We start from the raw sequence: 25,842 nt of genomic DNA on the forward strand, positions 1-25,842 counted from the left end.
ACGGAACGCTACAGATATTCCTGCCGTCCCTCCCGCTTCAGGGTTTCCACCAGCAGACGGACATCCTGGGCGCGCTCACGATGGCAGACCAGGAGGACATCTTCAGTGTCCACGATGATGAGATCCTGGATCCCCACGGTGGCCACCAGCCGGCCATTCCCGAAGATCAACGAACCGGAGGTGTCCAGACCCAGGTGTTCTGTCCCCAGGACCACGTTGCTCTGGTCATCTGCGGCCAGGATATCCAGCAGCGCCGCCCAGCTGCCGATATCGTTCCATCCGAACTCCGCCGGGATCACGGCAACCTCTTGCGCCTTCTCCATCACCCCGTAGTCAATGCTGGTGTTCGGCATCTCCGGCCATATCCGGCGCAGGGCCGCCGCCTCCTCGGGGGTCCCGAGGGCCGCCTCCAGCGCCTTGAGCCCGGCGGCGAGCTCCGGCATGTTTCGTTCGATCTCCTCCAGGATGCGATCCGCCCGCCAGATGAACATACCGCTGTTCCAGGAATGGCGACCGTCGGCCACAAAGCGCTCGGCGGTCGCCAGGTCCGGCTTCTCCCGGAAGGCCAGGACGCGGTAGGCCATGAAGCCGCCGAAGCGGCCCAGGGGCTCCCCGCGCTCGATATAGCCGAAGCCCGTGGCGGGGTAAGTGGGGCGGATGCCCAGGGTGACCAGGAACCCTCTCTCCGCCACCTGGAAGGCAGCGCGGAGCACGGCCCGGAAGCGGGCTTCATCCCGGATGTAATGATCGGCGGGCAGGACGGCCATGAGGGCATGCGGCGCTCGCCGGCGAAGGTGCAGGGCAGCGAGGCCGATGGCGGGCGCCGTGTTGCGCCCCACCGGCTCCACCAGGAAGTTCTCCTGGGGGATCTCCGGAGCCTGGTGGATCAACTCCTCCGCGTGCTCCTGGCCGGTGACGACCAGGATCTGCTCCGGTCGGAACATCGGAAGCAGGCGATCCACCGTCAGCTGAAACATGGTCCGCTCCCCCAGCAGCCGGAGCATCTGCTTGGGGCGGCTCTGCCGGCTCAGCGGCCACAGGCGCGTGCCGCTTCCCCCCGCCAGTATCACGGCAAAAGGCTCCCCGCTCATCTCCGCGCCTCCCAAGCCCCCAGGATCCCGCTTTCCACGGCGACGGTTCTGGCGGAAAATAACGATACGCAGAACCGGACGGTTTCGCAACTTCCAACAGACCGGGTGGCCCATTGGCCGATCCGTCTCTGATGCTCGGGGAGGTCGCGGATGAACATCCTGGTGCTGCACGGCCCGAACCTGAATCTGCTGGGAACCCGGGAGCCCCATATTTACGGGGCGATGACCCTGGAGGAGATCAACGCCCGGCTGGAAGAGTGGGCAGCGGCTCACGGGGTCAACTTGCGCATCATCCAGTCCAACCATGAGGGCGCTCTGATCGACGCCCTCCATGAAGCCCGGGGGTGGGCGGATGGGATCCTCATCAATCCCGGCGCCCTGCACATCTACGGCTATGCCCTGCGCGACGCCATCGCCGCGGTGAACCTGCCAGCGGTGGAGGTCCATCTCTCCAACACGCAGGCCCGGGAGGAATGGCGGCGGGTCTCGGTGATCGCTCCGGTTTGCCGCGGGGTGGTGCTGGGCTTCGGATGGCGGAGCTACATCCTGGGGCTCGAGGGACTGTATGCGCTGCTCCAGGAGGCCAAGGGTCGTTAATCGGGGAAATCGGCCCCCGGGGGAATGCCTCATGGGTCCGACCTGTCCTTCGATATAATGAGAACCGATCTCCCGAAAGGAGATCCCAGCGGCGGATCTCTTACCATCCGAAAAGCTGAGGAAGCGATGGCCGAAACGCTATTTGCGGGACGATATCGCATTCTGAGCACGCTGGAGCGCAGCGGGTCTGCCGTGGTTTATCGGGCGTTCGACACGGTCCTCCCGCGCACGGTGGCCATTAAGGTCCTCCGCAGCGATCGCCTGCAGGATCCGGCGCTGCGCCAGCGGCTGGAGGCCGAGGCTCGTCTGCTGGCCAGCCTATCCCACCCGAACCTGGTGACCGTATATGATTTCGGCTGGGAGAACGGCCAGCCTTACTGGGTGATGGAGTATGTGGACGGCTGGGATCTCAAAACCCTGATCCGCCACAGCGCTCCCCTCCCGGTGGAGCGAGCGCTGGAACTCTTTCTCCAGATCTGCGCCGGGGTGGGTTACGCTCACCGGAACAATATCGTGCACGGCAATCTCAAGCCCCAGAACGTCCTGGTATCCCGGTCCGGCGAGGTCAAGGTGGTGGACTTCGGCATCGCGGCCCTCCGGTGGTCCCGGGATCCCGATCGAACGACCTGGGCTACCCCGCAGTATCTCTCTCCGGAGCAGGCCGCCGGCCAGCCGCCCACCCCGGCCTCCGACGTCTACAGTCTGGGCCTCATTCTTTATGAAATGCTCACAGGGCGTCTTCCTTTCGAGGCTTCCACTCCCGCTGAATGGCTTCAAGCCCATCGGACGCAGGTCCCTCCTTCTCCGAAAACTTTCCAGCCGACGCTGCCGGACGATCTCATTGCGATCCTCCTCACCTGTCTGGAAAAGGAGCCCGCCCGGCGCTACCGGAACGCGGATCAGCTGGCCCGGGTGCTGCTTCAGCATCATCCGATGCCATCCCCGATGGGCCTCCCGGAGCAGCCGGCTGAGCGGACCATCCCGGACGTTTCCCCGCCGGCTCCGGCCCATCCCTCGTCAACAGCCCCTGCTTTCCCAGAGGAACGGGACTGGATAGTCTGGCTCCTGGGGGCGCTGGCGGCGCTGGCTGTCCTGGGCTTGATCCCCCTCTGGTTGCTGGTCTACCGGGCGTGGCTGGGCGGCTCAGCGGGCCTTCCGACCCCCACTCCGCCGCCGACCATCGCGCCGACCATCCAGGTTCCCGATCTCCGGGGATTGCCCATCGTCGATGCGCAGGCGCGGGCGATGGGGCTCGGATTGGGGCTTTCGGTTATCCGCGAGGTGGAAAATCCTCAGCAGCCTGCAGGCGTGGTGATCGCCCAGGAGCCTCCTCCAGGGGCGACGCTGCACCCGGGCGAAACCATCCAGGTCACGGTCAACCGTGGTGCACCGGTCTTCCCGGTCGTCAACGTCCTGGGATATACCCTGGACGAGAACATCCTGAACGGCCTGCGCTCATATGGATGGGATGTGCGGGTGGAACGGGTGTGGAGCCCAGAACCTCCCGGGCGGATCCTGGCTCAGATCCCTCCGCCCGGGGCCCTTCTGGGCGTGGGCCAGCCTCTCACGTTGACGGTGAGCGCGGGGACACGGGTCGAGATCGGGGCGAACTTCGCCAACTGGGTGGTGCTGGATGCCGTGGACCTGCCCCAGCGGGATTTCCGGCCTGGGGAAACCGTTGTCGCCACCCTGGAGTGGCGCTCCCTGCAACGGGTGGATCAGCCGCTGGTGATCTTCGTCCATCTGATCGGCCCGAACGGCCAGCTGATCGCCCAGCGGGATGCCCAACCGAACCCCCCTATCCCAGCCTGGCAGCCGGGGCAGATCGTGCGGGATCCGCTGGCCCTGCCCATCCCGGGTGGGGCTCCGCCTGGGATCTATCAGCTCCGAACCGGTCTCTACCCGGAGGGCAATCCGGCCGCCCGGGTGGTCGTCTTGACCCCCGGGTATTCCAGCGCGGTCAACAACAGCGTGCTGATCAGCGAGCTGACCGTGCGGCCATGAGGGAGGCAGAGGTAACGCCGCCGACCTCGGGATCGCGGCTCTATCGAGCGGTCACTCCGCTCAGGGCGGGAGAAGTTTCCCGCAGGCCTCCGCTGGACGGCCGCGGAGGGCTGTTGAGCCGTTCGAACCATTCGGGAGCGAGGGACACGGAGGATCATTCCCCTGTCCCCACCTTGAAGATGGCCTGCCAGGGCTGATAACGGGTGAACACTCGATCCTCATACAGGATCCGCCCATCCTTCTCGACTTTCCGCTTGACCAGCACATCGGCCCCATCGACCGCCCAATCCACCTGGACGATCTTCCCTTTCGGCAAAGTGGGATCTTCCTCGTAGATAGGAGGGCCATGGGGGACGATGTTGGAAACGAAGGGGCCTTCCACCGTCACCTTTCGCCCATCGTTCGCGCCGTAGATCTTGAAGGTTAACGTCCCCGCTTCCGGATCGACTTCCGCCACAATCAGGATCGGCGTCTGGCGATCGTTCCGGAACTTGAAATCCGCATAAGGGGAGAAGATAGCGGCGTCGAGCCCGGGCCCAAAGGTTCGCTCATACCATCCTACCCGATAGGCATGAGGCCAGCGCTCCTCGATGGGGAAGCCTCCGAAGAAGGCGGCCCGGAACAAGGTGGTGGAGACCTGGCAAAGCCCCCCGCCCACCCCTCGAACGGTCCGCCCATTGAAGATGATCAGCGCCTCTTCGAACCCGGTGTCCACGCTGACATCCCCCAGGTGGGCATTGAAGGAGAACACCTCGCCGGGTGGAACCACCACGCCGTGCATCCGGGAGGCCCCGAGGGTGATGTTCCGCACCCGCGGGGGAGGGGAGCCTTTGAAGCTGGTGGTCGCCGCAGCGAGGCGCTCTGTGATCCCGATCGCCTCCGCGGTCACCGTTTCCGGATAGCGCGGGGGGACCAGCGTCAGGGCGATCGGGACCTCCCGGGTCGGCCCAGAAAGGCTTTCCCGGATGCGGGCCACGGTGGTTGTGATCTCCACCCGATAGCCCCATCGGGAAGGCGCGATGGGAACCAGTCGCCGTTGCGCTTCATCGAAGACGAACCGGGCATCCACTGGGTCTGCGCGGAGCGTCTGAGTGATCGGGGTCAGCCATTCCAGCAGGCGGGCTTCCTCCAGCCGGGCCTCCAGATGCGGCGCCGGGGCATCCACCCGGACCACGGTGATCATCCGGGCCAGATCCGCGGGGGAGAGCTCCCAGGGGCCGGCTTCTGGAAGGGGAAGGGGAACTGTAAGGGTTTCGGTGGGCACGAGGAGGCGAATCGGCGCCTGGAGCCACTGGCTCAACTGTGTCCGCGCTGGCTCCACCCCGGTCACCGCAGGGGACACAGTCTCCACCGGCAGGTCGATGATCTGAGGCTGCAGGGTGGACAACGCCTCCAGGAGGCGTGCCTGAAGCGCCGCCTGGTTCAGGCGGGCTCCGGCCTCTGCCGGGTGAACGATCACCCGATCCCCCCGGATCTCCAGGAAGGCATCCCGGGGAGGGCGATCTAGGATCTCCGCGATCGCGGCGAGTCGTTCCTCCAGGAGCGCGGCGTCGACTTCCACCCGCGGGGACACCGTCCGGCCGAACCACCAGATCCAGAACCGATCGAGTCCGTTGGCAAGGCCTCTCCCGCGGCCGGCCCGCATGGCTTCCTGGAGAGTCCCCGGGATGTCCACGTGAGCCCCCAGGTCGGCCATGGAAAGCGCCTGCTCAAATCCCGGCCCCCGGAGGGTGAAAAGGGGGCGCCGGGGATCGGGCAGCGTGGCCTCCCACCGGGCCCGGGCTTCCGCTTCGGTCAACCCCCCCACGTCCACGCCGCCGATGAAAACCCCTGGCCAGATCCGGTCGGCATAGATCCACTCCAGGGCACCAGCCGTCAGAAGTCCAAGCCCGGCCATGAAGAGCAGGAGGGCCGGGATATAAGAGAGCGTCCATCGGGTGGAGCGGATCGAGGTCGCTTCGCCAGCCATTCATTTCCCTCCCAGACGGCGGGCAGCCCAGGTCAGGGCCACGATGCTCTTCGCATCCCGCAGGCGGCCTTCCTCGATCGCCTCCCAGATCTCCGACCAGGACATGGAGGTCACGCTGAGCGCCTCATCGGACTCCGGCCGTGCGGGGCCAGGCATCAGATCGCAGGCCATGAAGAGGATGATCTCCTCGGTACTGTAACCGGGGGTGGGCCAGATCGTTCCCAGCCGTTCCCAGCGGGCAGCCTGATAGCCGGTTTCCTCCTCCAGCTCCCGACGGGCACATGCCAGGGGATCCTCTCCAGGCTCCAGAGTACCCGCTGGGATCTCCAGAGAAACCTGACCAACCGCGTAGCGGAACTGACGCACGAACACCACCTGTCCATCAGTCAAGACGGGGACGATGGCCACGGCCCCGCGGTGCTCCACGATCTCCCGCAGCGCCGTCCCCCCTGAGGGCAGGCGAACCGTATCCACCCGCAGGTTCAGGATGCGGCCCTCATAGACCCGCCGGCTTTCCAGCGGAATCTCCGCCATGACAGGATCCAGCATAAAGACCTCCACCGGGATCACCGATACGGTTTCCGGCCTGATGGCGGACCGGGCGCTGGGGGCGGTGGCCCCTTCCTGCCAGGTTTCCCCTCGAGGCGCACATGGCCTGCGGGATGAGATTTTCATGGGCAGTCGAGGCCACCTTCCGGGCATGGAATCACGGGCTCGGGATGATCAGACGCTGCCCTGGATAGATCGCGTTCGGGTTCGTGATCCCGTTGCGAGCTGCGATCACTGTCCAGAGCATGTTAAACTTCAAACCGATGCGGAACAGGTTGTCCCCGGGTTGCACGATGTAGACTCGCTCGCCGCCGGCAGGAGTGGGAGCAGGTGCCCCCGCCGTGGGAATCACCAGCCGCTGGCCAGGCACGATGAAATCCGGATTGATGAGATCATTGGCCCGGACGATGGCCTCCACAGTGGTCCCATAGCGAAGGGCAATACGGAAGAGAGTCTCCCCGGGCTGGACCACGTGGGTGATCCCCGATGGAGGGGCGGAGGTTGGCGCCGGGACGACAGCGGGCATCGTCGGCGTCGGGAGCGGGGAGAGGAACGGCGTCGGCGTAGGAGCGCCCTGCGGAAACACCGGAAGCGGCGTCCAGGTGGGAGTGGGCAGCAAGGTTGGCGTCGGCTGGCCCAGGAGCAATCCCTGGGGTGTGGCCGTGGGCGCAGGACCGGAACGGGAGCGCATGGGGCGACACCCGGTCAGGAGGATCAGGAAGATCAGGCCCAGCCAGGGCAGCGCGTGGATCCATCGATTACGAACCATGGGCACCTCCTGCGAGCATCCATCGCTCAGAGGACGGTTTTCCATCCTTCCGAACAGGTAATCAAAGACTAACACAAGGGAAGCCAGAGAGCAAGAGATCTGGCTTTTGTCGATCCTCAAAGATCTCCCAGCTGTGGGAGCTTTCCCCTCGATCATCCGACGGCTTCGGCCGGAGCTTTTGCGGGAGCCGCATCATCTCCCCGCGTTCCAGAAAATCCTCACCGTTCCTCAGAGGGACCATCCGAATCGCAAAGGAAAGAGAGAATTCCCTTCCTGAATGTTCAGAGCCATGCATGCACAGCCCCGGATTCAGGGCTTACGCGCCATCCGGCTTAGAATGGAAAGGGGCGAGACGCTAGAGCGTATATCCAGAGTCCGTGCGCTTACGCCCTCCCATCCATCGGGTTGCGGGATTCTATCTCGGCAGGAGGTAGCGATGATCGCCGGCGTGGAGCTCAAGGAACTGATCACCCATGTGGATGAGCGGGGGTTCTTTCGGGAGATCCTGCGAGTCACCGACCCTATCTTCACCGAGGGGTTCGCGCAATGGAGCCACTCGTTGATGTATCCCGGTGTGATCAAGGCATGGCACATCCACTGGAAGCAGACCGACTGGTGGTATGTGGCGATCGGGACGCTGAAGGTGGCCCTGCATGATCTCCGGCCGGATTCGCCAACGTATCGGCAGACGATGGAGCTCTACCTGGGCGATCATGCGCCACCACGGGTATTGAAGATCCCGCCCGGCGTGGCCCATGGGTGCAAGGTGATCAGCCCCACGCCGGTGCACCTCTTTTACATCACCTCCAGGACCTATGATCCCGACGACGAAGGGCGCATTCCCCATAATGATCCGACGATCGGCTATGACTGGCTGGCGCCGCCGCCGATCCGATAACGTCTTCCTAAGGGTTGGAGGAGAAGCCCCTCCTGCCGGGAGTTCCCTGCCGTGACCGGCGGAAGCTGCTTCAGCGATGATATCCACAGCGACGGAAAGGTGAACACGGGAAGGGATGGGGCCCTGGAAAACCGATTCCCCATTCATCTCATCCGATTCGTTCCATATGCCACAACGGAACCTGGTGATCACCGGTTTTGTGGGGACTGGGAAAACAACGATCGGTCGGCAGCTCGCGGCCCGACTGGGATGGCCGTTCCTGGACTTCGATGAGGAGATCGTCCGACGGACCGGGCGATCGATCCCGGAGATCTTTGAGCGCGATGGCGAGGAGGCGTTCCGTGCGATGGAGGCGGCCCTCTGCCAGGAATGGTCCCATCCCCGGGGATGGGTGCTGGCTACCGGCGGGGGCACATGCATAAGCCCGACCAATCGGGCCGCCTTGGAGGCAGGAGGCTATTTGTTCTTTCTGTATGCCGATCTGGAGGAAATCGCCCGCCGGCTGACAGGAGCGGTTGATCGACCGCTCCTTCGCCTTCGCCCTGGGGAAACCCTCGTGGAACGCCTGAGGAGCCTCTGGAAGGCCCGGGAAGACGCTTACCGGGAGATTCCCCACTGGGTAGATACGACGGGGCGCTCCCCCGATGCGGTGGTCGAGGAGATCCTCCAACGCTACAGGTCACTCGAGAGGGAAGGGAAATGATTCGCGTCGAGAATCTGACCAAACATTATGATGGGATCCTGGCCCTGGACGGGCTGACCCTGGAGGTCCATGCCGGAGAATTGCTCGTCCTCCTGGGTCCTAACGGCGCCGGCAAAACCACCACCCTTCGCCTCCTCATGGGATTGATTTCTCCAACATCTGGGGGGATCTGGATCGCCGGGGAGCCCATGACCCCAGAATCTCACGGGCTGCGCCGTCGGATTGGGTATCTACCGGAAAACCCGGGCTTCTGGGAGCGCCTCCCGGTGTGGAAGAACCTGGAGATCTATGCGCGCCTGTATGAGGTCCCCGCCCCTCGCTCCCGGGTCATGGAGCTTCTGGAACAGTTCGATCTGGCGGATCGGGCCCGGGATCCGGTGGCTACCCTTTCTAAAGGGATGCGTCAGCGCCTGGCCCTGGCTCGGGCTCTGATTCACGATCCGCCGATCCTCCTGCTGGATGAGCCCACTGCGGGCCTGGATCCGGAAGCCGCCCTGGGGGTCCGGGAGCTATTGCGTTCATGGAAAGGCCAGGGGCGAACGATCCTCCTGTGCACCCATGACCTGGAGGAAGCCGAGCGCCTGGGGGATCGGGTGGCGATCCTGCGCACCCGTTTGCTGGCCCTGGACACCCCCGATCGGCTGCGGGCCCAGCGGTTTGGGGAGATGGTCGCGATCGAGATCGATGGGGACCCCACGCCTTATCTGGCTCGGGTCCAGGAGCAACCCGGAGTGATCCAGGCGGTCCTCCAGAACGGCCGCTTGGAGATCCAGGTCAGGGACCTGCGGAAAGTGACCCCGGAGTTGGTCCGCCGCCTGGTGGAGGCGGGGGCGCCGATCCTAAGCGTGACGCCTGTAAAAGCCTCGCTGGAGGAGCTCTATTTGCGGATCATCCGGGAGAGCAGCGGGTCTGCGGAATCCTAAAGGCGAGGCCGGCTTCGAAAACCCAATGCCCCACCACTCCCCTTAAGGCCAGATCCGGAAAGATGAGAAGGCCTCCGCCTGGCGAAGGCCATCTGAGGCCATCCCATGGACTTCCACCAGCGTTCCGGATGGAAAGGCGCCCACTGGGAAATGCACAACCGCCTTGCCGGTTTCATCCGTCTCCAGAAGCCATGGGCCCTGGCCGGTGATCTGAATGCGGACCCGGGCCCGGAAGACGGGCTGGCCATTTTCCTCGGCCACGAATACCGTGATCGTCTGCCAATCGCCAGACGCCAGGACCGGGCGGTGCACGGCGATATAGATCCGGAGAGGAGATGGCGTCTGGAAGATGCGAGCAGGAACCCGCGGGTTGAATCCCCGGATGTGTGCATAGGATTCCCCCAGATTCATCGGCCGCACGGCCTGCTCCACTGGATCCCATTCCACTTTCATCCGCTGGAAGATCTGAACCATCCGCCCGTTTTCAACCGACGGCTCCGAGATCGGATTGCCCATGATCGGTGCGCCACCATGTCGTAACCAGAAGGCGAGGAACATCCCGCTCACCGTGTGCCCGGTCTCCGGGACATACCGCCGGAATGGCCGGCCCAGCGGGATCCGCTGCGGGGGGATCGGTGGGGTGCCCAGACCCAAGGCTTCGGCGATGGGAAGCAACCGCACCGCCTGATCCGGAGGCGCCAGGGGGTCCCGGCGCAAGCATGCATACTGGAAGCACTGGATCTCATAAGGGGGCTCCGGGATGGCGGGGGTGATCGGGTAACCGAAGAAGTTCACCCCGCCATGGGCCTCAAAGAACCCCAGAAAGGGCTCCCGGACCGTATAGCCGGTCTCTGGGAAAAACCGCTCCCCCGTTCCCTGGGCCAATCGTCCCCCGGGAACTCCCAGCGCCAGGAGCATTGCCCCGAGTATGGCATATGCCGGGAATCGAGAGGATCGGTTCACTTCTACTCCATAGGAACCTGAGGGATCACCCGGCCGCGCAGGCGCTCCATAATGTCATCCAGGTCGCGACCGGTCACGGTGATCCCGTGATTGCGCAGCCCGATCACCGCCCGCGCGGGATCCGGGGAGCGGCGCACCAGCTCCGCCACCTCCGCCGCCAGCTCCCACGTCCCGCAGGGATAGTTGACCGTCGTCACCGGGATGCCCTCCATCCAGGCGTGCACATGGATGATGGCCCCCACCTGGGGATGCTCCCGGTAGATCATCCAGTGCTCGATCGCATCCACGGAGACGCGGCGGGGCTCGATGTGCGGGGGGACGCTCAGGAGGATCACATTGCGCTCCGCATCGTAGCCTTTCACCAGAAGGATGTCCCGGCCGATCACCTGCAGGTTCCCTTTATCCACCCCGCTGGCGCTCATCCAGAAGCGCTCGGCATCCTCCCGCACGCTGAGATTGCCGTAGCTCAGGCCGCCCAGCCCATACAGCCTTTTCACATGCTGGAAATCCCGGGGTGGGAGGATTTCCTCCAGCGGGAAGGGCGCGGGCAGCAGATTGAGGGAGGCCAGGAAGCGGCCTGCCTCCTTTAATTTCTCGGTCCGCTCGTTTCCGTTCCAAAGCTCCGGCGGCAGATCGGGGTGGAACTCATTGTTGATCACCAGGCGGGCCTGGGCCAGAGGGGCCAGGCGCCGGTAGATCCGCTCGAAAAAGTCCCCTTCATCTTCCCTACAGGCCTCTACATAATGGCCGAGCTCGAGGGTGACGAAGTGCGCCTCCCAGCGGATCCCATTGAATGAGGAGACGTGAGTTCCCGGGATCAGCACGATGAGAAGATTAGAGAGGGAGCGGACTAAGATAGGATAACAAGTCTTCAGGAAATCGGCGGGCGGCTCTGGGAGCTCCACAATCGATGTGACAAACGTCCCCTGCGATTTCCGTCGGAAGGGGCGGGGTCGGGATGGATGGGTGAAGTTGAGAACCAGGCGGATATCCGGCGTGGGTTCCTCTTGGAAAGTATGCCCATGCGCCCGCAGGGTTCGCCACAGTCCATCCCGGAACCATCGAAGCCCTGGGCTGTCCGCTTGTCCGGTGATGACAAAATCCATTGTTCCCTCCTTTACGATCGCCCTTTGAGCTTTGCCGGGATCGTATTCCGGCTTTGGAAAGCATCCGGCTCCATGGAGAGCCCCATGCGTCGTTTTATCTCCTCCTTGTGGCCTCCGGGCCGCGGCGAGGATGGCGAGCAAATGAAGAGAGAAAGCGCGAGAATCCGTCGTTAATACGCCCTTGCGAAGACCGCCATTTCCGCGGCGGGCTCGCCGCACACAATGCATCGACCGCGCCCGTCGGGTTGCTCGAGGGGGATGCAGCGGTTGGTCGCCGTCGTATCCGCCTTGACCCGGGCCTCGCACTCCGGGCTTCCGCACCACCAGGCCCACGCGAACCCATCGGCCACGGCTTCCCGAAGCTGATCGTAGGTCTCGGGGTAATGGGTATGGGCCTTGTGGAAGGCCAGGGCCCGCTGATAGAGATCCGCCTGGATGGTGCTCAGGGCCTCGTGCACCGCGCCCAGAAGCCCCTCCATCGGGACAGCCCATTTCCCCTGAGGGCCTGGCTGATCCCGGCGGGCCAGCACCACCTGTCGCTCCGCCACGTCCCGCGGGCCGATCTCGATCCGCAGGGGAACCCCGCGCAGCTCCCACTCGTTGAATTTCCAACCCGGGGTATATTCTTCCCGCGCATCCACCTCCACCCGGATCTCCGGCTCCAGCGCCCGCCGGACCTGTTCGCAGGCCTCCAGCACCCGGGAGCGCTCCTCCTCGCTCTTCCAGATGGGCACCACGATCACCTGGATGGGCGCCAGGCGGGGCGGGAGGATCAACCCCCGGTCATCCCCGTGCACCATGATCACCGCCCCCACCATCCGCGTGGAGAGGCCATGGGAGGTGGTCCAGGCATATTGCATCTGGTTCCCAGCATCCAGGAATCGGATTTCAAAAGCCCGGGAGAAGTTCTGCCCCAGATTGTGGGAGGTGGCGGATTGCAGCGCGCGCCCATCGCCCATCATCGCCTCGATGGTATAGCTGCGCAGCGCGCCGGCGAACTTTTCCGACTCGCTTTTACGGCCCTGGATCACCGGGATGGCTGCGTCCTCCACGGCGAAGTCCGTGTAGAGATCGAGCACCCGCAGGGCTTCCTCCTCGGCTTCCTCGTAGGTGGCGAAGACGGAATGGGCCTCCTGCCAGAGGAACTCCAGCGTCCGCAGGAAGGGCCGGGTCCGCTTCTCCCAGCGCACCACGTTGCACCACTGATTGATCCGCAGCGGCAGATCCCGGTAGGACTGGATCCACTGGGCATACATGTAGCCGATGATGGTCTCGGAGGTCGGGCGCACAACCAGCGGCTCCTCCAGGGTCTCCCCGCCTCCAATTGTCACCACCGCCAGCTCCGGGGAGAAGCCGCTCACGTGTTCCTTTTCCTTCTGTATGAACGAGTAAGGGATGAAGAGGGGGAAATAGGCGTTCCGATAGCCATGGGCTTTAAACCGCCGATCCACAGCCGCCTGGATGTTTTCCCAGATCGCGTAACCGTAAGGTCGGAAGACGATGCACCCCCGAACCGGGGCGTAATCGGCGAGCTCCGCTTCCCGGATGACATCCAGATACCACTGGCTGTAATCCTCATGACGCGGCGTGATACGACCCATCGTCCGGCCTCCTGTTCCTCCTCGGATGGAATGGAGCCTCCTTTATGCCAGGCCCATCGGTGAGAGTTATTGTAGCCACGCTGGAGAGCCCTTTCAAGCCGATCCAGACCGGTTAGGGAAGCGACTCTTAGGGAACCCATCCTCCTTCGTCGTTTAATGCTATACTTGCACTTTGAGGCATCCAACAGGTGGGAGCCCAGTTATGGAAGGGGATCGCCTGCGCTACGAACAGGCGTTGAGACGTGGGCACGAAGCCCTCTGGCAAAAGCGATGGGCGGTGGCGATCGCGGCCTATCGGGAGGCGCTGGAGGCTCTTCCGGATCAGCCGGAGGCTCTAACGGGATTGGGCCTGGCGTGCCTGGAGGCCGGCCATTATGAGGAGGCCATCGCCGCCTTCCGGCAGTTGATGGGGCTTCGTCCGGGCGATCCTACGCCGGTGCTCCGCCTCGCGGAGGTTTACCAGCGCGCCGGCCGTGTCGCGGAGGCCGCATCCCATTACCACCAGGCCGGCCAGCTGTTCGCGGCGCAGGCGGATCTCCGACGGGCGGTCCAGGCATGGGTGCAGGCCGTCCGATTGGAGCCGAATCGGGTGGATACCCTGGACGCCCTGTCCCAAGCGTATCGCCAGCTCCACCAGCCGGAAGCCGCGATCCGGGCGGATCTCGCCCGGGCCCGTGCCTGGGTCCAGCAGGGGGATCTGCAACGGGCGCTGGAAGCGGTCAGCGCCGCCCTGGCTCTGGATCCCGATCACCCCCAGGCACTCCAGGCGCGGGACTGGCTGCGGGCGCAGCTGGCCCATCGAACCGGCACCGGCCCCTTGCCCGCCCTTCCCGCTCGGGGAATGGAAGCCGAGGCGGAACAGGCCCGGGCGGAAGCTTTCTGGATGCTGCCGCTGGAGGAAGCCGAAGCTCCCACGGATTTGATCCGTCAGGCCCTCTCCCGGGCCCTTCATACGCTGGCCGATCTGGTGTTCTCCGAGGACCGCGGAACGTTCTCCGAAGAAGAATGGTTCCGAATCCACGCGGGATTAGGACGGGCGGTCGACGCCCATTCCCATGGGCAGTGGCGGGAGGCCCTGGCCCTTTACGAGCAGGTCCTGGCGGCCGGACTGGAGCATCCCGCCCTCATGTTCGCCACGGGTGCGATCCTGACGGAATTGAGGCGTTGCGATGAGGCCGCCTCGCGGCTTCAGCGCGCGCTGGCTGCTTCCGATTATCGTCTGGCCAGCCTGCTCTTGATGGCCCGTTGTGAAGAGCGCCAGGGAAACCTGGAGCGGGCGGTGGAGCGATATCTGGAAGCCTTAGAGCACATCGAACGGGAGCTGCTCCATACCGATCCGGCGGAGGGGGTGCGCGAGCGCTATCGCTTCCTGCGGGCCTGGATCCAGCGGCATCCTGAGCAGCAGGCCGCTCTCCAGAGGGGGGCTTCGCAGATCCTGGAAAGCCCCACCTGGCTGGATCGCGTAACCCTGATCCGACGAGCTTTGGATCAATGGACGGAGAAGACGCCATTCCGCCTTACCCTGGCGGATGCGCTGATGTGTCCAGAGGGGGAACGCCTCCTGATCGAGCTGGGGCAGGCATACACCTGGGCACAGCACAATCTGTTCTACAGCGCCCTGGAGGAGGCAATGCGGATTATCGCGGGGATGCCTTTCGCGCCGCTGGCCCATCTCGCGCTGGGCCGACTGCTCATCTGGGGCCATCGCAGTGAAGCGGCGGTGGGGAAATTCCGGGCCCTGGGCGAGTATTTTCTGTTTATGGGAGATCTATATATGGCGATGGCGGCTTTTGAGCAGGCGCTTCAGCTCGCCCCGCTCGATCTGCCTGCCCTGCAACGACTGCTTCAGCTCTCTCAGGAGCTGGGGGATCCCACCCACACCATCCAGGCGTTCACAGGCATGGCGGACGCGTATTTGCAGATGGCGAATCTGGAGCAGGCGGAGCGGATCGGCCAGGAAGCGCTCGATTGGGCTTCGCGACGGGGAATCTCCGGCGCAGCGCTCCGGCCTCTCCTGCTCCGGCTGGTGGAGATCGCTGTCCAGCGCCTGGATTGGGCCCGGGCCGTGGAGTATTTGGAACAACTCCGGGCGATCGATCCCCAGGATCTCGGGGTTCGCTGGGGTCTGGCGGAGGCCTATCTGCGCGCCCGTCGGGTCGAGCCGGCGCTGGAAGAAATTCGCGATGCGGTCAATCAGGCGCGCGCGGCGGGCCAGCTGGTGGAGGCAGCCTCGAACCTCGAGGAGCTGATCGCCCTCTTCCCGGAAGAGCCGGTTTTGCGGCAGCTGGCCGCTCAAGTGCATCTGGAGCTGGGCCAGACAGAACGGGCAATCGTGCATCTGGAGCGGATTGGGGAGCATTATTTCCGGCAGGGGCGCCTGAAGGATGCCCGGGCCATCTATCAATCCCTGATCCGGCTGAACCCGGACCGCGCTGCGGATTATCGAGCCCTGATGGGCTGACGCTCCCTTCCCGTAGCACGGGATCTCGGGGTGGCGGCCGGGCTTTCCCGCCTTCCCAGGAACCCAGGGGCCTGGCATCCTGTCGGGCCGCAGGTTATCCTTGCCCCTTCCCGGCGATCGACAAGGCCACCGGGGGAGGGTCCTTCCGCCTTCCCGCTGGGAGCCCAGCGGCGCGAGTCCAGATCTCCGAATCCCCCTGAGGTCCATGCATGGCGATGGACAGGGCGAAGATCCATAAGACGGGTGAGCCTTCGTGCGGGATCTGGTCTATCTTCTGGATCAGCTGAACTGGATCAGCCTGATCGATATCGGGTTGGTGGCTCTCCTCTTTTTCGGGATCCTGTATTCCCTGAAAGGGACACCAGCCGTTACGTTGATCCGGGGCCTGTTCATCCTGATCCTGCTGGTCCTGATCCTGAGCGGGCCCTTGAGTTCCCTTCGGGCGATGCGCTGGCTTCTGCAGCGAACCCTGCCGGCCCTCCTGATCGCCATCCCCATCATTTTCCAGCCGGAACTCCGTCGAGCCCTGGAGCGGTTAGGCCGCCTGGGGCTCTGGCTGCAGCGAGATCCTCAGGGGGCGCGAGTCGATGAGGTGATCGAGGCCCTGGTGCAGGCGTGCCCCCGCCTGGCGGAGCGCCGGCATGGCGCCCTGATCGTTCTGGAGCGCACCACAGGCCTTGAGAACTACATCGAAACGGGGATCCGGCTGGATGCCCGGGTGACCCCGGAGCTGTTGATGACGATCTTCGCACCAAACACGATTTTGCATGACGGCGCAGTGATCATCCGGGATGGGCGGGTGGTGGCCGCCGGTTGTATCCTGCCGCTTACCACCGGATGGGTGGGGGATCCGCAGCTGGGCCTGCGCCATCGCGCGGCCATCGGGATCACGGAAGTGAGCGACGCCCTGGCGATCGTGATCTCGGAGGAACGGGGGACGATCTCAGTGGCCCTGAACGGACGGATGGTGCGCCGCCTGGACGCGCGGCGCCTGGAACTGGTGTTGCGGAACTTTTACAGCCCCCCACCGGAGGTCGAGCGGACCCGGCGGTGGTTCCAGGAGTTGCGGGAGCTCGGGCGGCGGGCATGGATCCTCTTCTTCCCCCACCAGGGAAGTTGAGAATAGGTCGAACGGATCGCCCTGCCAGGATGACCAGGCTCTCATCCGGTGAAGGAGATGCGGGGAACCCGATGGATGCGGGAGAATCTGGGTCTGGCCCTGCTGGCCTTCGGGCTGGCTTTCGCCCTCTGGGCGGCCGCGGTATGGGAGGAGAACCCGCCGGTGGAACGGACGTTGACGGATCTGCCGCTGGCGTTCCACGGGCTGGGATCAGATCAGGTGGTTTTCGAGGTCTCGGCGGAACGGATCCGCCTTCGCCTCCGGGTGCCGCGCGCGATCGAAGACAGCCTCTCTCCTCAGGATGTCGAGGCCTTCGTTGATGTCCAGGGGCTGGGAGAAGGCGCTTATGAGCGACCCGTCCAGATCCAGATCCGGCGGCGGGGGGTTCAGATTCTGAGCGTGGATCCCCCGCGGGTTCGCTTCCGCCTGGAGCAGGTGGAGAGCCGGGAGGTTCCAGTGTCCCTTCAGGTCCTGGGGCAACCCGCGATCGGCTATCAGGCGGGGATTCCTCTCCCGGCGCTCTCCAAGGTGCGGGTGCGCGGCCCGCGCTCGCGGGTGGCGATGGCGGCGATGGCCGTGGGGAAGATCCAAATCGACGGCGTTCGACAGTCCGTGGAAACCCAGGTCCGGCTGGCCGCGGTTGACCTGCATGGGGGGCCGCTTCCAGAGTTGAAAGTCGAGCCGGAGCAGATCACGGTCACGGTCCCGGTGGAGCAGCGTCTGGGCTTCCGCGAGCTGCCGGTTCGCGTGGCGCTGCAGGGGCGCCCCGCCCGGGGCTATCAGCTCACCGAGATCTCCGTGGATCCGCCGACGGTGACCCTCACCGGGGATCCCCGGCGGCTGGAGGAGATCGGGAGCTTCATCTCGACAGAACCCATCGACCTCTCGGAGGCCCGCGGGGAGCTCATCGCGGAAGTCCCCCTGGTCCTCCCCGCCGGGGTGGCCCTGGTAGGCAGCCCCACCATGGTGGAGGTTCGTCTTCGGGTGGAACCGATCCTCAGCACCCAGGTCTTCCAGCAGGTTCCGATCGTCGTGGAAGGCCTTCGGCCGGGGGTGATCGCCCGCCTCTCGCCCGAGACGGTGGATGTCATCCTCCGGGGTCCGCTGCCGTATGTGGAGAACCTGCGGCCGGACGAGCTGCGGGTGTGGATCGATGTGGGAGATCTGGAGCGGGGAACCTATACCCTCACGCCCACCGTCACCCTCAGCGCCACAGCGGCCAATCTTTCATGGACGCTGATCCCGCCGAACATCCAGGTGTCCCTCGCGCCGGCGCCCACGCCCACCCGACCGCGTTAGCGCGCGTCTGCCTGCAGCTCCGGGCGTTCGTAGACCCAGACCGCTTCCTTCATCAGGGTCTGATAAAACCGCCCCCCTCGATCCAGCGCCTCCCATTCCTCCTGCGTGTAAATCAACAAATCCGCCGGGACAGGGATGCGCGAGGTGTCCCAGCCTGTGGCGCGCCGTTCGAAAGGGACCGGGGAGGAGCGGACGATCACAACGAGATCCACATCGCTGCCCACGCCCCAATCCCCCCGGGCATAGGAGCCGAAATAGCCGATGCGGATCACCTCAGGGCGCTCCCGGGCGATCTGCCGCGCCCACTCCCGCACCGCCTGATCCACGGCTTCCCGCCCCGGCCATTTGAGCACGGACGAACGCAAGGATTTCACGGGCATAGCGGATCGCTTCCTCGCTCTGAAGAGGCCCGTAATGTTCGAAGGGCGCACCCGCCGGATGACTGTTCGGATAGCGGGGGGGGATGTAGAAATTATCCAGCACCCGCGCCTTCTCAATCAGATCCGGGGGAACGGAAATCGTCTCCGGAAGCTCCTGAAGCAGGCGGGCGATCACATGTCCCCAGGCTTCCTGTCCGCAGGACAGGTGCAATGCTTTCACCGCCTTCTCCGCCGCCTGCTGGGCGGCGAAGCACGCCCATTCATGCCGTCCGGCCCGGCGGGAATCCTCCGCCTGCTCCAGATCGCGCTCCGCCTGCCGGAACCAGTCCATCGCCCGGTTGCCCATCGCCGGGTCGTCCCTCCGGATGGCTTATGGTCGATACCGGTAAAGCATCCGCGGGAAAGCGATCGCTTCGCGGATGTGATCGAGATGGCAGATCCAGGCGACCGTCCGTTCGATCCCCAGCCCGAAGCCGCTATGGGGCACCGATCCGTAACGCCGGAGGTCCAGATACCACCGGTATTCCTCCAGCGGGAGGTTGTGTTCCCGGATGCGCTGGAGCAGGAGATCGTAATCGGCGATCCGTTCACTGCCCCCGATGATCTCCCCATAGCCTTCCGGGGCCAGCAGATCCGCGCAGCGCACCACCTCCGGCCGCTGGGGGTCCGGTTGCATGTAAAAGGCTTTGATGGCGGCAGGGTAGTGGGTGACGAAGACCGGCTTCTCGAAATGAAGGGAGAGGGCGGTCTCATGGGGAGCCCCGAAATCCTCCCCCCATTCGATCCGCAGGGCGGCTTTCCGCTCCGGATCCGCTTCCTCCTCCGCCCATTCATTCAGCAGACGGACCGCCTCATCATATGGGATGCGCGGGAAGGGCGGCGTCACTTTCTCCAGAGGCGCGGTGTCGCGCTCCAGCACCCGGAGCTCGTTGCGGCGCTCTTCCAGCACACGGGCGACCACATATGAGACCAGCTGCTCGGCGATCTCCAGCATCTCCTCGAAGGTGCAGAAGGCCATCTCCGGCTCCACCATCCAGAACTCCAGCAGGTGCCGCCGGGTCTTGGAGCGCTCCGCTCGGAAGGCTGGCCCAAAACAGTAGACGCGGCCGAAGGCGAAGATGTTGGCCTCGTTATAGAGCTGCCCGGTCTGGGCCAGATACAGCCGCTCCCCGAAGTAATCCACCGGGAAAAGGGTGGTGGTCCCTTCCGCCGCCGTCGCGGTGAGCAGCGGCGTGTCCACGTTCAGAAACCCGTGCCCATCCAGCCAGTCCCGGATGGCCCGGATCACGGTCGCGCGGATGCGCTGGATCGCCCACTGGCGGGAGGAGCGGAGCCATAAATGCCGGTGGTCCAGCAAGAACTCCACTCCGTGTTCCTTGGGGCCGATGGGATAATCCTGCGCCAGGTGGACGATCTGGATCTCCTGGACAGCAATCTCATAGCCTCCGGGGATCCCCGGCGCCCGGGCATCCTGGCGGACGATGCCGGTGACGACGAGGGAGGATTCCTGGGTCACGCGGCGGGCGGCCTCAAAGGTTTCCGGGGGAACATCCCGCATGGACACCACGCACTGGGCGATGCCGGTTCCATCCCGCACCAGCAGGAAGTAAAGGCGGCCCTTGTCGGTCTTGTTATAGAGCCAGCCCCGGATGGTGACCTCCTGCCCCACATATTCTGCGATCCGCTCGATCCGCATAATCGGCGCCGTCATTCGGATCCCTCCGGCGTATCCTCTCAGGAAGGCAAGGGGCTCCTCGGCCTCTCCGCGGCCCGCAGGAAGGTTACCCCATCTCCTGACGGCCCTGGAGGGCGCGGACCAGAGTGATCTCGTCGGCGTATTCCAGGTCGCCCCCCACCGGCAGGCCCCGGGCCAGGCGGGTGATGCGCATCCCCAACGGGGCCAGCAATCGATGGATGTAAACCGCGGTGTTCTCGCCCTCCAGGCTGGGGTTGGTGGCCAGGATCACCTCCCGCGGGGCTTCGCGCTGCACCCGTTCCACCAGCTCCCGGATCCGAAGGTGCTCTGGCCCGATGCCATCCATGGGGGAGATCACCCCATGGAGCACGTGGTAGACCCCCCTGTATTCCCCGGTGCGCTCGATGGCCAGCACATCCAGGGGCTCCTCCACCACGCAGATCACACCGTGATCGCGGCGTTCGTCCCGGCAGATCGCGCATGGACTTTCATCGGTGATGTTGAAACAGACCTCACACGGGCGGGTCTGCTGCTTCAGCTCCCGCAGCGCCTCTGCCAGAGCCATCACCTCCTCGTCCGGCGCTCGCAGCAGATAAAAGGCCAGACGGGAGGCTGTCTTCGGCCCGATCCCGGGAAGTTTGACCAGGGCCTCAATTAAGCGGGCGATGGGAGGGGGGGTAATCGTCGGTAACGGGCGCATATGGGCTCACTCACCCGATCGAATGAGAAAAGCGGCGTCTCTCCTTCATCATAGCACAGCCGTGAACCCATGGCTTTATCCACAGACAGGAGGAGGAGGGAGGAGGCGGGGGGACACCCCCCGCAGCCCCCCGGCAGGGGGCTTTTGCCCCCTGCACCCCCATGGCGAAGCACAGCCGTGAACCCATGGCTTTATCCACAGACAGGAGTGAGGAGGGAGGAGGCGGGGGGACACCCCCCCGCAGCCCCCCGGCAGGGGGCTTTTGCCCCCTGCACCGAGCGCCGCCGCTCCTCATCGGAGCGTTCCCAGGGCCTGCTCCAGATCCTCGATGAGATCGTCTGGATGCTCCAGGCCGATGGACAGTCGAAGGAGATTGTCCGGAGTGGTAGTCTCGGGGCCTTCGATGGAGGCCCGATGCTCGATGAGGCTTTCCGGGCCGCCGAAGCTGGTGGCCCGGGTGAACAGCCGCACCCGGGCTGCCACCTGGAAAGCGGCGTCCCGTCCTCCCCGGACCTGGAAGGAAACCATGCCGCCAAACATGGACATCTGCCGGGCGGCTACTGCATGGCCGGGATGCCCGGGCAGGCCCGGATAATGCACGGCCTCCACCGCGGGGTGCCGCGTGAGGAAGGCGGCGACCCGCATCGCGTTCTCGGAGTGCGCTCGCATTCGATAAGGCAATGTGCGCAGGCCGCGCAGGATCAACCAGCTCTCGAAGGGCGACAGAACCGCGCCGCCGGTGATCTGGATCTCCCGCAGGCGTCGCGCGAAATCGCTGTCTTCTTTCAGCACCACGACCCCGCCCATCGCATCGCCGTGCCCCCCCAGGTATTTGGTGGCCGAGTGCACCACGCCATCTGCTCCAAGGGCCAGGGGGCGCTGGAGGACCGGGGTGGCCAGGGTGTTATCGCAGATGCAGAGGGCGCCGACCGCATGGGCCATGGCGGCCACCCGGGCGATGTCGGTGATGCGCAGCATGGGGTTGGATGGCGTTTCCACCCAGATCATACGGGTATTCGACCGGATGGCGGCTTCTACAGCGAGGGGATCTGTCAGATCCACAAACGAGAGGGAAATCCCCCAGCCGGTGGCGATCTCCCGGAACAGGCGGGCGAGGCCGTGATAGAGATCCCGAGGGGCGATCACATGATCCCCCGGCGAGAGGGTTTGCAGAACCGCAAAGGCCGCTGCGGAGCCGGAGGCGAAAGCCACCGCCACCGCGCCCCCTTCCAGGGCGGCCATGGCCTCCTCCAGGGCCTCGCGGTTGGGATTCCCATGACGGGTGTAGATGTAGCCGCGGGGATAGCTTCCATCGGCCGCCCGCTCGAAGGTGGTGGAAAGATACAGCGGCGGCGCGATCGCCCCGGTGGCTGGATCAGGGCGAGCGCCCGCATGGATCGCCAGGGTCTCCAGACGCATACCTGTGCTCCGGGTTCCGGTTTCCCATCGGTGGGAGAGGCGGCGGAGAAAACCGCCTGCTACACGCACCCCTCTGACCCCGGGCTACAGCAGGTTGCGCTCGCTCTACAGCATCCCGCTCAGGCCCATCTGGCCGGCGAGGGCATTCAGCCGTTCCGCCGCGTAGGTCTGGGACTGCTCGATCGCCTGATTGATGGCGGCCACCAGCAGATCCTGCAGCATCTCGATGTCTCCGGAGGAGAGAAGCGCCGGATCGATCGCGATGGAACGGACGCGCTGATCCCCCGTGATGACCACCGTGATCGCCCCGCCGCCGGCGGTCACGGTCAGCGTCTCCTGAGCGAGCGCCTCCTTGGTCTTTACCATCTCCTCCTGAAGCCGCTGGATCTGCTGGAGGAGTTGCATTGGATTGCTGGGCAAACGTCCCTTCGCCATGGGGGGACTCCTGAAGTCCGGGATGGATTAGAGGCCGGTTTCGCCCCTCATTCCTCCTCGACCTGCGCCCCGAGGTCTTCCACCGCCCGTCGGATCAGCGGATCCTCGAGGGCAGGGCGACTCCGACGGGTTTTCCGCGCCACAATGTTTTGAATGACTACAGGGAACCCGAACGTGTGGCTCAGGATATCTTCCACCAGGGCCTGGGCCCTGGTCCGGGGGTCCTGGAATTTGTCCCGCAACAGTTCGGAGGGCCAGGCCAGAATCACCGTGTTCCCTTCCACGCCGTGCAGGGCGCACGATTTCAGCAGCGCTTCGGTAGGCAGGCTTTGGGCTCGAACCGCCTTCAGGATGCTGGCCCAGCGCTCCCGCAGGGCCTCCAGGGTCAGAGTCCCGGCTCCCGCTCCGGCTGCCGGAGCGGTGGAGGAGGGCGGCGGAGATGATGGTCCGGCGGCCGGAACGGAGGGAGCCGGCGCAGGGGCTGGAGCGGGAGCCACCCGGGCAGCCCGGGCTTGCTGACATGCCAACGTCGCCTCGATGAAGGCCAGCTCCAGGGCCAGCTGGGGCGGCCACGCCGTGCGCATGTCCGAGGCCGCCCCGGTGAACAAACGGATGAGACGGGGGAGGGCCTCCGGGGGTAACGCATGGGCATGCCGCTGCGCCGCCGCCACCTGCTCGGCGGGGAGATCCAGAGCCCCGGTATTTCCCCACTGGATCCACATCACCGCCCGTAGATGTTCCACCAGCTGACGGGCCAGCTGCTGCGGGTGGGCGCCTTCCTCCACCGCCCGGGCGATCAGCATCAAACCCCGGGCCGTCTCGTTCTCCCCCAAGGCCTCCACAATCTGCCCAACCAGATCCCAGCGTCCGGCTCCCAGGGCGCGCTGGACCCGTTCCACGGTAATCGGCTCCTCGTCAGCCGCCAGCTGGTCCAGCAAGGTGACCGCGTCCCGAAGGCTGCCGGTGGCCTGGCGGGCGATCCAGGTCAGGGCGTCCGCTTCCGCCCTCAGCCCCTCGGTGGCCACAATCTCCTCCAGGCGCCCGGCGATCTCCGCGGTGCTCAGCCGGCGGAAATCGAACCGCTGGCAGCGCGAGAGGATCGTGGCCGGGATCCGGTGGGGTTCCGTCGTCGCCAGGACGAAGATCACATGCGGCGGGGGCTCCTCCAGGGTCTTAAGGAGAGCGTTAAACGCCTCGGTGGTGAGCATGTGGGCCTCGTCGATGACGTAAACTTTGTAGCGGGCCTCGCTGGGGGAGAACCGAACCCGTTCCCGGAGATCCCGGATCTCATCGATGCCCCGATTGGAGGCGGCGTCGATCTCAATGAGGTCGATGAGACGGCCCTCGTTAACGGCCTGGCAGATCCGGCAGCGATCGCAGGGGCGCTCCTCAACGGACTCGGCCAGGCAATTCACCGCCTTGGCCAGGAGGCGTGCCGTGGTCGTCTTGCCGGTCCCTCGTGGACCGGCAAAGAGATAGGCGTGAGCGATGCGGCCCAGGCGCAGGGCGTTGCGCAGAGTGCGGGTCACATGCTCCTGGCCGACCACCTCTTCGAAGCGTCGGGGGCGCCACTTGCGATAGAGGGCGAACGGCATCGGCGGTCACACTCCGGAGTCCTCCCGGTCTGGCCGGGATTATAGCCGAGGCCCCCGAAATGGGCAATGATCCGGCGCAGGGAAGGGATCGAATCCGGACATCCCCGGGGGACGGCCGCTGCGGGATGCAAGCCTGGCGGATGTCCTGAGAGCACGGGGAAGACCTGGCCATCGCAACCGGCCTTGAGCCTTCGGGGCATTTGCGCTAACATTGAACCCCAGCTAAGGAGAGGGCGGGAGCAAAGCACGTCGCGCGCCACGCCCTCTGGGCTCTATGGCCTCCATACGCCCTGGGGTCGGCCGGCCCCAAGAGCCTCCGGGAACAGCGGAACTTCGGCCTGTCCTCTCGCGCCGTGAAGCGGCGAGGGACAGGCAATAACTGGAGCTGGAACAACCCTGAAACGGGTGGAAGATCGACTATGGCGCTGGAGGAGAAGCCCCCCCTTTCGCTGGGATCCCGTATATTCGTTGAAGATCGGCTGTATTGCTCCACCGTAGGGGCTGTGCGGACAGAGCAAGGATGGATTTGCATCGATACGCCGGCCGATCCGTTGCATGCCGCCTGGTGGCGGCAGACCCTGAAGACCATTGCTCCCCTTCCGATCCTCGCCGTGATCTATACCGACGCAAACCGGGATCGGGTCCTGGGGACCGCGATCCTCCTGGAGGGGCGCCCCGGCCTGGTCATCGCCCATCATCACGCCTTCGAGCGGATCAAAAGCCACGGGGAGATGGGGCGCCAGCAGGTCATGGACACGTTGATCAACCTGGGTCAGAGCGAAGCGGCAGAGCTTTTGAATCGAACCCCCCTGGTGCTGCCGAATTTGACCTTCGCAGATCGCCTAATCCTGCACTTCGGCTCACCGACGCTGATCCTGGAACATGTGGATGGAGCCTCGCCGGGTCAGATCTGGGTTCGGATCCCAGAACATGATGTGGTGTTCGTTGGCGATACCGTGACGCTGAACGCGCATCCGAATCTGAGCGAAGCGGATCTGGAACGCTGGGTGGAACAGCTCCGGCAGCTGCATGCCGGACGGGTGGCTCGTCACATTGTTCCCGGGCGAGGTCCGCTGGTGGAACCGAAGGGGGTCTCGCCCATCCTCGATTATCTCAGGACCCTGCTTAAACGAGTGGAGACCCTGGCGGGAAGCCGTCGGAAAGTCGAGCTGGGTCCGCTTGTGAACGAATTTATGAATTACTTCCCCGTTCCCGAGCATGAGCGGGAGCGGATCCAGCGCCGGATTCGCCTTTCGATCGAGCGCCTGCTCGACCTTTACGCCGAGGAGAAGAAGGTGAAAACCGGGAAAGCGGCAACAGCGAAGGCCGGATCGCGGAAGAAAACGTGATCAGGTCGAAGCGGCCTCCAAGGCTGACAACAGTTGTTCAACCGTTCTGGGACTCATCGTCATTTATTTCACCCCACGGGGCGAAATCCATGACCGGCCACTTCCGGCTTCCTCGACCCGTGGCGCGTCGACCGGCTCTCCGCCGTTCCGCCGCCAGAGGGATCGGGGGCACCCCAGCCGGTCGAAGACCGGCTGGGGACCCCGCGACCGGCGTC

General features: G+C 65.0%; 23 protein-coding genes. 9 read left to right on the forward strand and 14 right to left on the reverse strand.

Annotated features, from left to right (window positions below; translation table 11 throughout):
• Window positions 1–8: 8 nt before the first annotated feature.
• Window positions 9–1,091: a mannose-1-phosphate guanylyltransferase gene (locus VAE54_RS05285; RefSeq protein WP_322800895.1), complete on the reverse strand. Its 1,083-nt coding sequence runs from the start codon at window positions 1,089–1,091 to the stop codon at window positions 9–11.
• Window positions 1,092–1,241: 150 nt separating this feature from the next.
• Here VAE54_RS05285 and aroQ point away from each other — a divergent pair, with 150 nt between their 5' ends.
• Window positions 1,242–1,688, forward strand: a complete 447-nt coding sequence (gene aroQ, locus VAE54_RS05290; protein WP_322800896.1) for a type II 3-dehydroquinate dehydratase — start codon at window positions 1,242–1,244, stop codon at window positions 1,686–1,688.
• A gap of 126 nt (window positions 1,689–1,814) precedes the next feature.
• Window positions 1,815–3,692 (forward strand): protein kinase domain-containing protein, encoded by a 1,878-nt coding sequence (locus VAE54_RS05295; RefSeq protein ID WP_322800897.1) that lies wholly within the window; start codon window positions 1,815–1,817, stop codon window positions 3,690–3,692.
• A 154-nt stretch (window positions 3,693–3,846) separates the two neighbouring features.
• Here VAE54_RS05295 and VAE54_RS05300 read toward each other — a convergent pair whose 3' ends face one another.
• The 3 genes from VAE54_RS05300 to VAE54_RS05310 all read right to left on the reverse strand — a co-directional run bounded on the left by VAE54_RS05300 (window position 3,847) and on the right by VAE54_RS05310 (window position 6,979).
• Complete coding sequence (locus tag VAE54_RS05300) at window positions 3,847–5,661, reverse strand: VanW family protein (RefSeq protein WP_322800898.1); 1,815 nt, start codon at window positions 5,659–5,661, stop codon at window positions 3,847–3,849.
• Window positions 5,662–6,210 carry an NUDIX hydrolase gene (locus VAE54_RS05305; RefSeq protein WP_322800899.1) on the reverse strand — a complete coding sequence of 183 codons (549 nt, stop codon included), beginning with the start codon at window positions 6,208–6,210 and terminating at the stop codon, window positions 5,662–5,664.
• A gap of 157 nt (window positions 6,211–6,367) precedes the next feature.
• The gene (locus tag VAE54_RS05310) at window positions 6,368–6,979 is read right to left on the reverse strand and encodes a LysM peptidoglycan-binding domain-containing protein (protein ID WP_322800900.1); all 612 of its coding nucleotides are present in this window, start codon (window positions 6,977–6,979) and stop codon (window positions 6,368–6,370) included.
• A gap of 436 nt (window positions 6,980–7,415) precedes the next feature.
• Here VAE54_RS05310 and VAE54_RS05315 point away from each other — a divergent pair, with 436 nt between their 5' ends.
• From VAE54_RS05315 to ccmA, 3 genes are all read left to right on the forward strand, one after another.
• Window positions 7,416–7,877 carry a dTDP-4-dehydrorhamnose 3,5-epimerase family protein gene (locus VAE54_RS05315; RefSeq protein WP_322800901.1) on the forward strand — a complete coding sequence of 154 codons (462 nt, stop codon included), beginning with the start codon at window positions 7,416–7,418 and terminating at the stop codon, window positions 7,875–7,877.
• Window positions 7,878–8,043: 166 nt separating this feature from the next.
• The gene (locus VAE54_RS05320; RefSeq protein ID WP_322800902.1) at window positions 8,044–8,580 is read left to right on the forward strand and encodes a shikimate kinase; all 537 of its coding nucleotides are present in this window, start codon (window positions 8,044–8,046) and stop codon (window positions 8,578–8,580) included.
• On the forward strand, window positions 8,577–9,503 hold the full coding sequence (gene ccmA, locus VAE54_RS05325) for a heme ABC exporter ATP-binding protein CcmA (RefSeq protein WP_322800903.1): 927 nt from the start codon (window positions 8,577–8,579) through the stop codon (window positions 9,501–9,503). The genes VAE54_RS05320 and ccmA overlap by 4 nt, the downstream gene beginning before the upstream one ends.
• A 42-nt stretch (window positions 9,504–9,545) precedes the next feature.
• Here the strand turns inward: ccmA and VAE54_RS05330 are convergent, their stop codons facing one another.
• The 3 genes from VAE54_RS05330 to proS all read right to left on the reverse strand — a co-directional run bounded on the left by VAE54_RS05330 (window position 9,546) and on the right by proS (window position 13,173).
• On the reverse strand, window positions 9,546–10,466 hold the full coding sequence (locus tag VAE54_RS05330; RefSeq protein ID WP_322800904.1) for a hypothetical protein: 921 nt from the start codon (window positions 10,464–10,466) through the stop codon (window positions 9,546–9,548).
• Window positions 10,467–10,468: 2 nt separating this feature from the next.
• A complete protein-coding gene (locus VAE54_RS05335; protein WP_322800905.1) occupies window positions 10,469–11,572 on the reverse strand; it encodes a class II aldolase/adducin family protein in 1,104 nt (367 codons plus the stop codon).
• Window positions 11,573–11,742: 170 nt separating this feature from the next.
• Window positions 11,743–13,173, reverse strand: a complete 1,431-nt coding sequence (gene proS / locus VAE54_RS05340) for a proline--tRNA ligase (RefSeq protein WP_322800906.1) — start codon at window positions 13,171–13,173, stop codon at window positions 11,743–11,745.
• A 202-nt stretch (window positions 13,174–13,375) separates the two neighbouring features.
• On the opposite strand from proS, the gene VAE54_RS05345 reads away from it, so the two are divergent.
• From VAE54_RS05345 to VAE54_RS05355, 3 genes are all read left to right on the forward strand, one after another.
• A complete protein-coding gene (locus VAE54_RS05345; RefSeq protein ID WP_322800907.1) occupies window positions 13,376–15,634 on the forward strand; it encodes a tetratricopeptide repeat protein in 2,259 nt (752 codons plus the stop codon).
• A 253-nt stretch (window positions 15,635–15,887) separates the two neighbouring features.
• The gene (gene cdaA / locus VAE54_RS05350; RefSeq protein WP_322800908.1) at window positions 15,888–16,754 is read left to right on the forward strand and encodes a diadenylate cyclase CdaA; all 867 of its coding nucleotides are present in this window, start codon (window positions 15,888–15,890) and stop codon (window positions 16,752–16,754) included.
• 75 nt (window positions 16,755–16,829) lie between these two features.
• Entirely contained in the window at window positions 16,830–18,053 is a 1,224-nt protein-coding gene (locus tag VAE54_RS05355; protein WP_322800909.1) for a YbbR-like domain-containing protein, read from the forward strand.
• Here VAE54_RS05355 and VAE54_RS05360 read toward each other — a convergent pair.
• From VAE54_RS05360 to dnaX, 7 genes are all read right to left on the reverse strand, one after another.
• Complete coding sequence (locus tag VAE54_RS05360; protein ID WP_322800910.1) at window positions 18,050–18,367, reverse strand: nucleotidyltransferase domain-containing protein; 318 nt, start codon at window positions 18,365–18,367, stop codon at window positions 18,050–18,052. The genes VAE54_RS05355 and VAE54_RS05360 overlap by 4 nt on opposite strands.
• A complete protein-coding gene (locus VAE54_RS05365; protein ID WP_322800911.1) occupies window positions 18,327–18,779 on the reverse strand; it encodes a HEPN domain-containing protein in 453 nt (150 codons plus the stop codon). The genes VAE54_RS05360 and VAE54_RS05365 overlap by 41 nt, the downstream gene beginning before the upstream one ends.
• 24 nt (window positions 18,780–18,803) lie before the next feature.
• Window positions 18,804–20,144: an asparagine--tRNA ligase gene (asnS, locus tag VAE54_RS05370; RefSeq protein WP_322800912.1), complete on the reverse strand. Its 1,341-nt coding sequence runs from the start codon at window positions 20,142–20,144 to the stop codon at window positions 18,804–18,806.
• A gap of 70 nt (window positions 20,145–20,214) precedes the next feature.
• A complete protein-coding gene (gene recR, locus VAE54_RS05375; protein ID WP_322800913.1) occupies window positions 20,215–20,829 on the reverse strand; it encodes a recombination mediator RecR in 615 nt (204 codons plus the stop codon).
• A gap of 291 nt (window positions 20,830–21,120) precedes the next feature.
• Entirely contained in the window at window positions 21,121–22,248 is a 1,128-nt protein-coding gene (locus tag VAE54_RS05380) for a trans-sulfuration enzyme family protein (RefSeq protein WP_322800914.1), read from the reverse strand.
• Window positions 22,249–22,353: 105 nt separating this feature from the next.
• On the reverse strand, window positions 22,354–22,683 hold the full coding sequence (locus VAE54_RS05385; RefSeq protein ID WP_322800915.1) for a YbaB/EbfC family nucleoid-associated protein: 330 nt from the start codon (window positions 22,681–22,683) through the stop codon (window positions 22,354–22,356).
• A gap of 47 nt (window positions 22,684–22,730) precedes the next feature.
• Complete coding sequence (gene dnaX / locus VAE54_RS05390) at window positions 22,731–24,278, reverse strand: DNA polymerase III subunit gamma/tau (protein WP_322800916.1); 1,548 nt, start codon at window positions 24,276–24,278, stop codon at window positions 22,731–22,733.
• 419 nt (window positions 24,279–24,697) lie between these two features.
• Here dnaX and VAE54_RS05395 point away from each other — a divergent pair, with 419 nt between their 5' ends.
• A complete protein-coding gene (locus VAE54_RS05395) occupies window positions 24,698–25,627 on the forward strand; it encodes an MBL fold metallo-hydrolase (RefSeq protein ID WP_322800917.1) in 930 nt (309 codons plus the stop codon).
• Window positions 25,628–25,842: the final 215 nt, after the last annotated feature.

The organism is Thermoflexus sp. (assembly GCF_034432235.1).
In the GTDB taxonomy this organism is placed as follows: domain Bacteria; phylum Chloroflexota; class Anaerolineae; order Thermoflexales; family Thermoflexaceae; genus Thermoflexus.

Excerpts from the sequence above, each read along its gene's own strand:
- VAE54_RS05310 (WP_322800900.1), bottom strand. The coding sequence starts at position 6,979 with ATGGTTCGTAATCGATGGATCCACGCGCTGCCCTGGCTGGGCCTGATC.
- VAE54_RS05315 (WP_322800901.1), top strand. The coding sequence starts at position 7,416 with ATGATCGCCGGCGTGGAGCTCAAGGAACTGATCACCCATGTGGATGAG.
- VAE54_RS05385 (WP_322800915.1), bottom strand. The coding sequence starts at position 22,683 with ATGGCGAAGGGACGTTTGCCCAGCAATCCAATGCAACTCCTCCAGCAG.
- VAE54_RS05345 (WP_322800907.1), top strand. The coding sequence starts at position 13,376 with ATGGAAGGGGATCGCCTGCGCTACGAACAGGCGTTGAGACGTGGGCAC.
- dnaX (WP_322800916.1), bottom strand. The coding sequence starts at position 24,278 with ATGCCGTTCGCCCTCTATCGCAAGTGGCGCCCCCGACGCTTCGAAGAG.
- VAE54_RS05395 (WP_322800917.1), top strand. The coding sequence starts at position 24,698 with ATGGCGCTGGAGGAGAAGCCCCCCCTTTCGCTGGGATCCCGTATATTC.
- VAE54_RS05295 (WP_322800897.1), top strand. The coding sequence starts at position 1,815 with ATGGCCGAAACGCTATTTGCGGGACGATATCGCATTCTGAGCACGCTG.
- VAE54_RS05355 (WP_322800909.1), top strand. The coding sequence starts at position 16,830 with ATGCGGGAGAATCTGGGTCTGGCCCTGCTGGCCTTCGGGCTGGCTTTC.
- asnS (WP_322800912.1), bottom strand. The coding sequence starts at position 20,144 with ATGACGGCGCCGATTATGCGGATCGAGCGGATCGCAGAATATGTGGGG.
- ccmA (WP_322800903.1), top strand. The coding sequence starts at position 8,577 with ATGATTCGCGTCGAGAATCTGACCAAACATTATGATGGGATCCTGGCC.
- VAE54_RS05320 (WP_322800902.1), top strand. The coding sequence starts at position 8,044 with ATGCCACAACGGAACCTGGTGATCACCGGTTTTGTGGGGACTGGGAAA.
- VAE54_RS05300 (WP_322800898.1), bottom strand. The coding sequence starts at position 5,661 with ATGGCTGGCGAAGCGACCTCGATCCGCTCCACCCGATGGACGCTCTCT.
- VAE54_RS05335 (WP_322800905.1), bottom strand. The coding sequence starts at position 11,572 with ATGGATTTTGTCATCACCGGACAAGCGGACAGCCCAGGGCTTCGATGG.
- VAE54_RS05285 (WP_322800895.1), bottom strand. The coding sequence starts at position 1,091 with ATGAGCGGGGAGCCTTTTGCCGTGATACTGGCGGGGGGAAGCGGCACG.
- aroQ (WP_322800896.1), top strand. The coding sequence starts at position 1,242 with ATGAACATCCTGGTGCTGCACGGCCCGAACCTGAATCTGCTGGGAACC.
- proS (WP_322800906.1), bottom strand. The coding sequence starts at position 13,173 with ATGGGTCGTATCACGCCGCGTCATGAGGATTACAGCCAGTGGTATCTG.
- VAE54_RS05365 (WP_322800911.1), bottom strand. The coding sequence starts at position 18,779 with ATGGGCAACCGGGCGATGGACTGGTTCCGGCAGGCGGAGCGCGATCTG.
- VAE54_RS05380 (WP_322800914.1), bottom strand. The coding sequence starts at position 22,248 with ATGCGTCTGGAGACCCTGGCGATCCATGCGGGCGCTCGCCCTGATCCA.
- recR (WP_322800913.1), bottom strand. The coding sequence starts at position 20,829 with ATGCGCCCGTTACCGACGATTACCCCCCCTCCCATCGCCCGCTTAATT.
- VAE54_RS05305 (WP_322800899.1), bottom strand. The coding sequence starts at position 6,210 with ATGCTGGATCCTGTCATGGCGGAGATTCCGCTGGAAAGCCGGCGGGTC.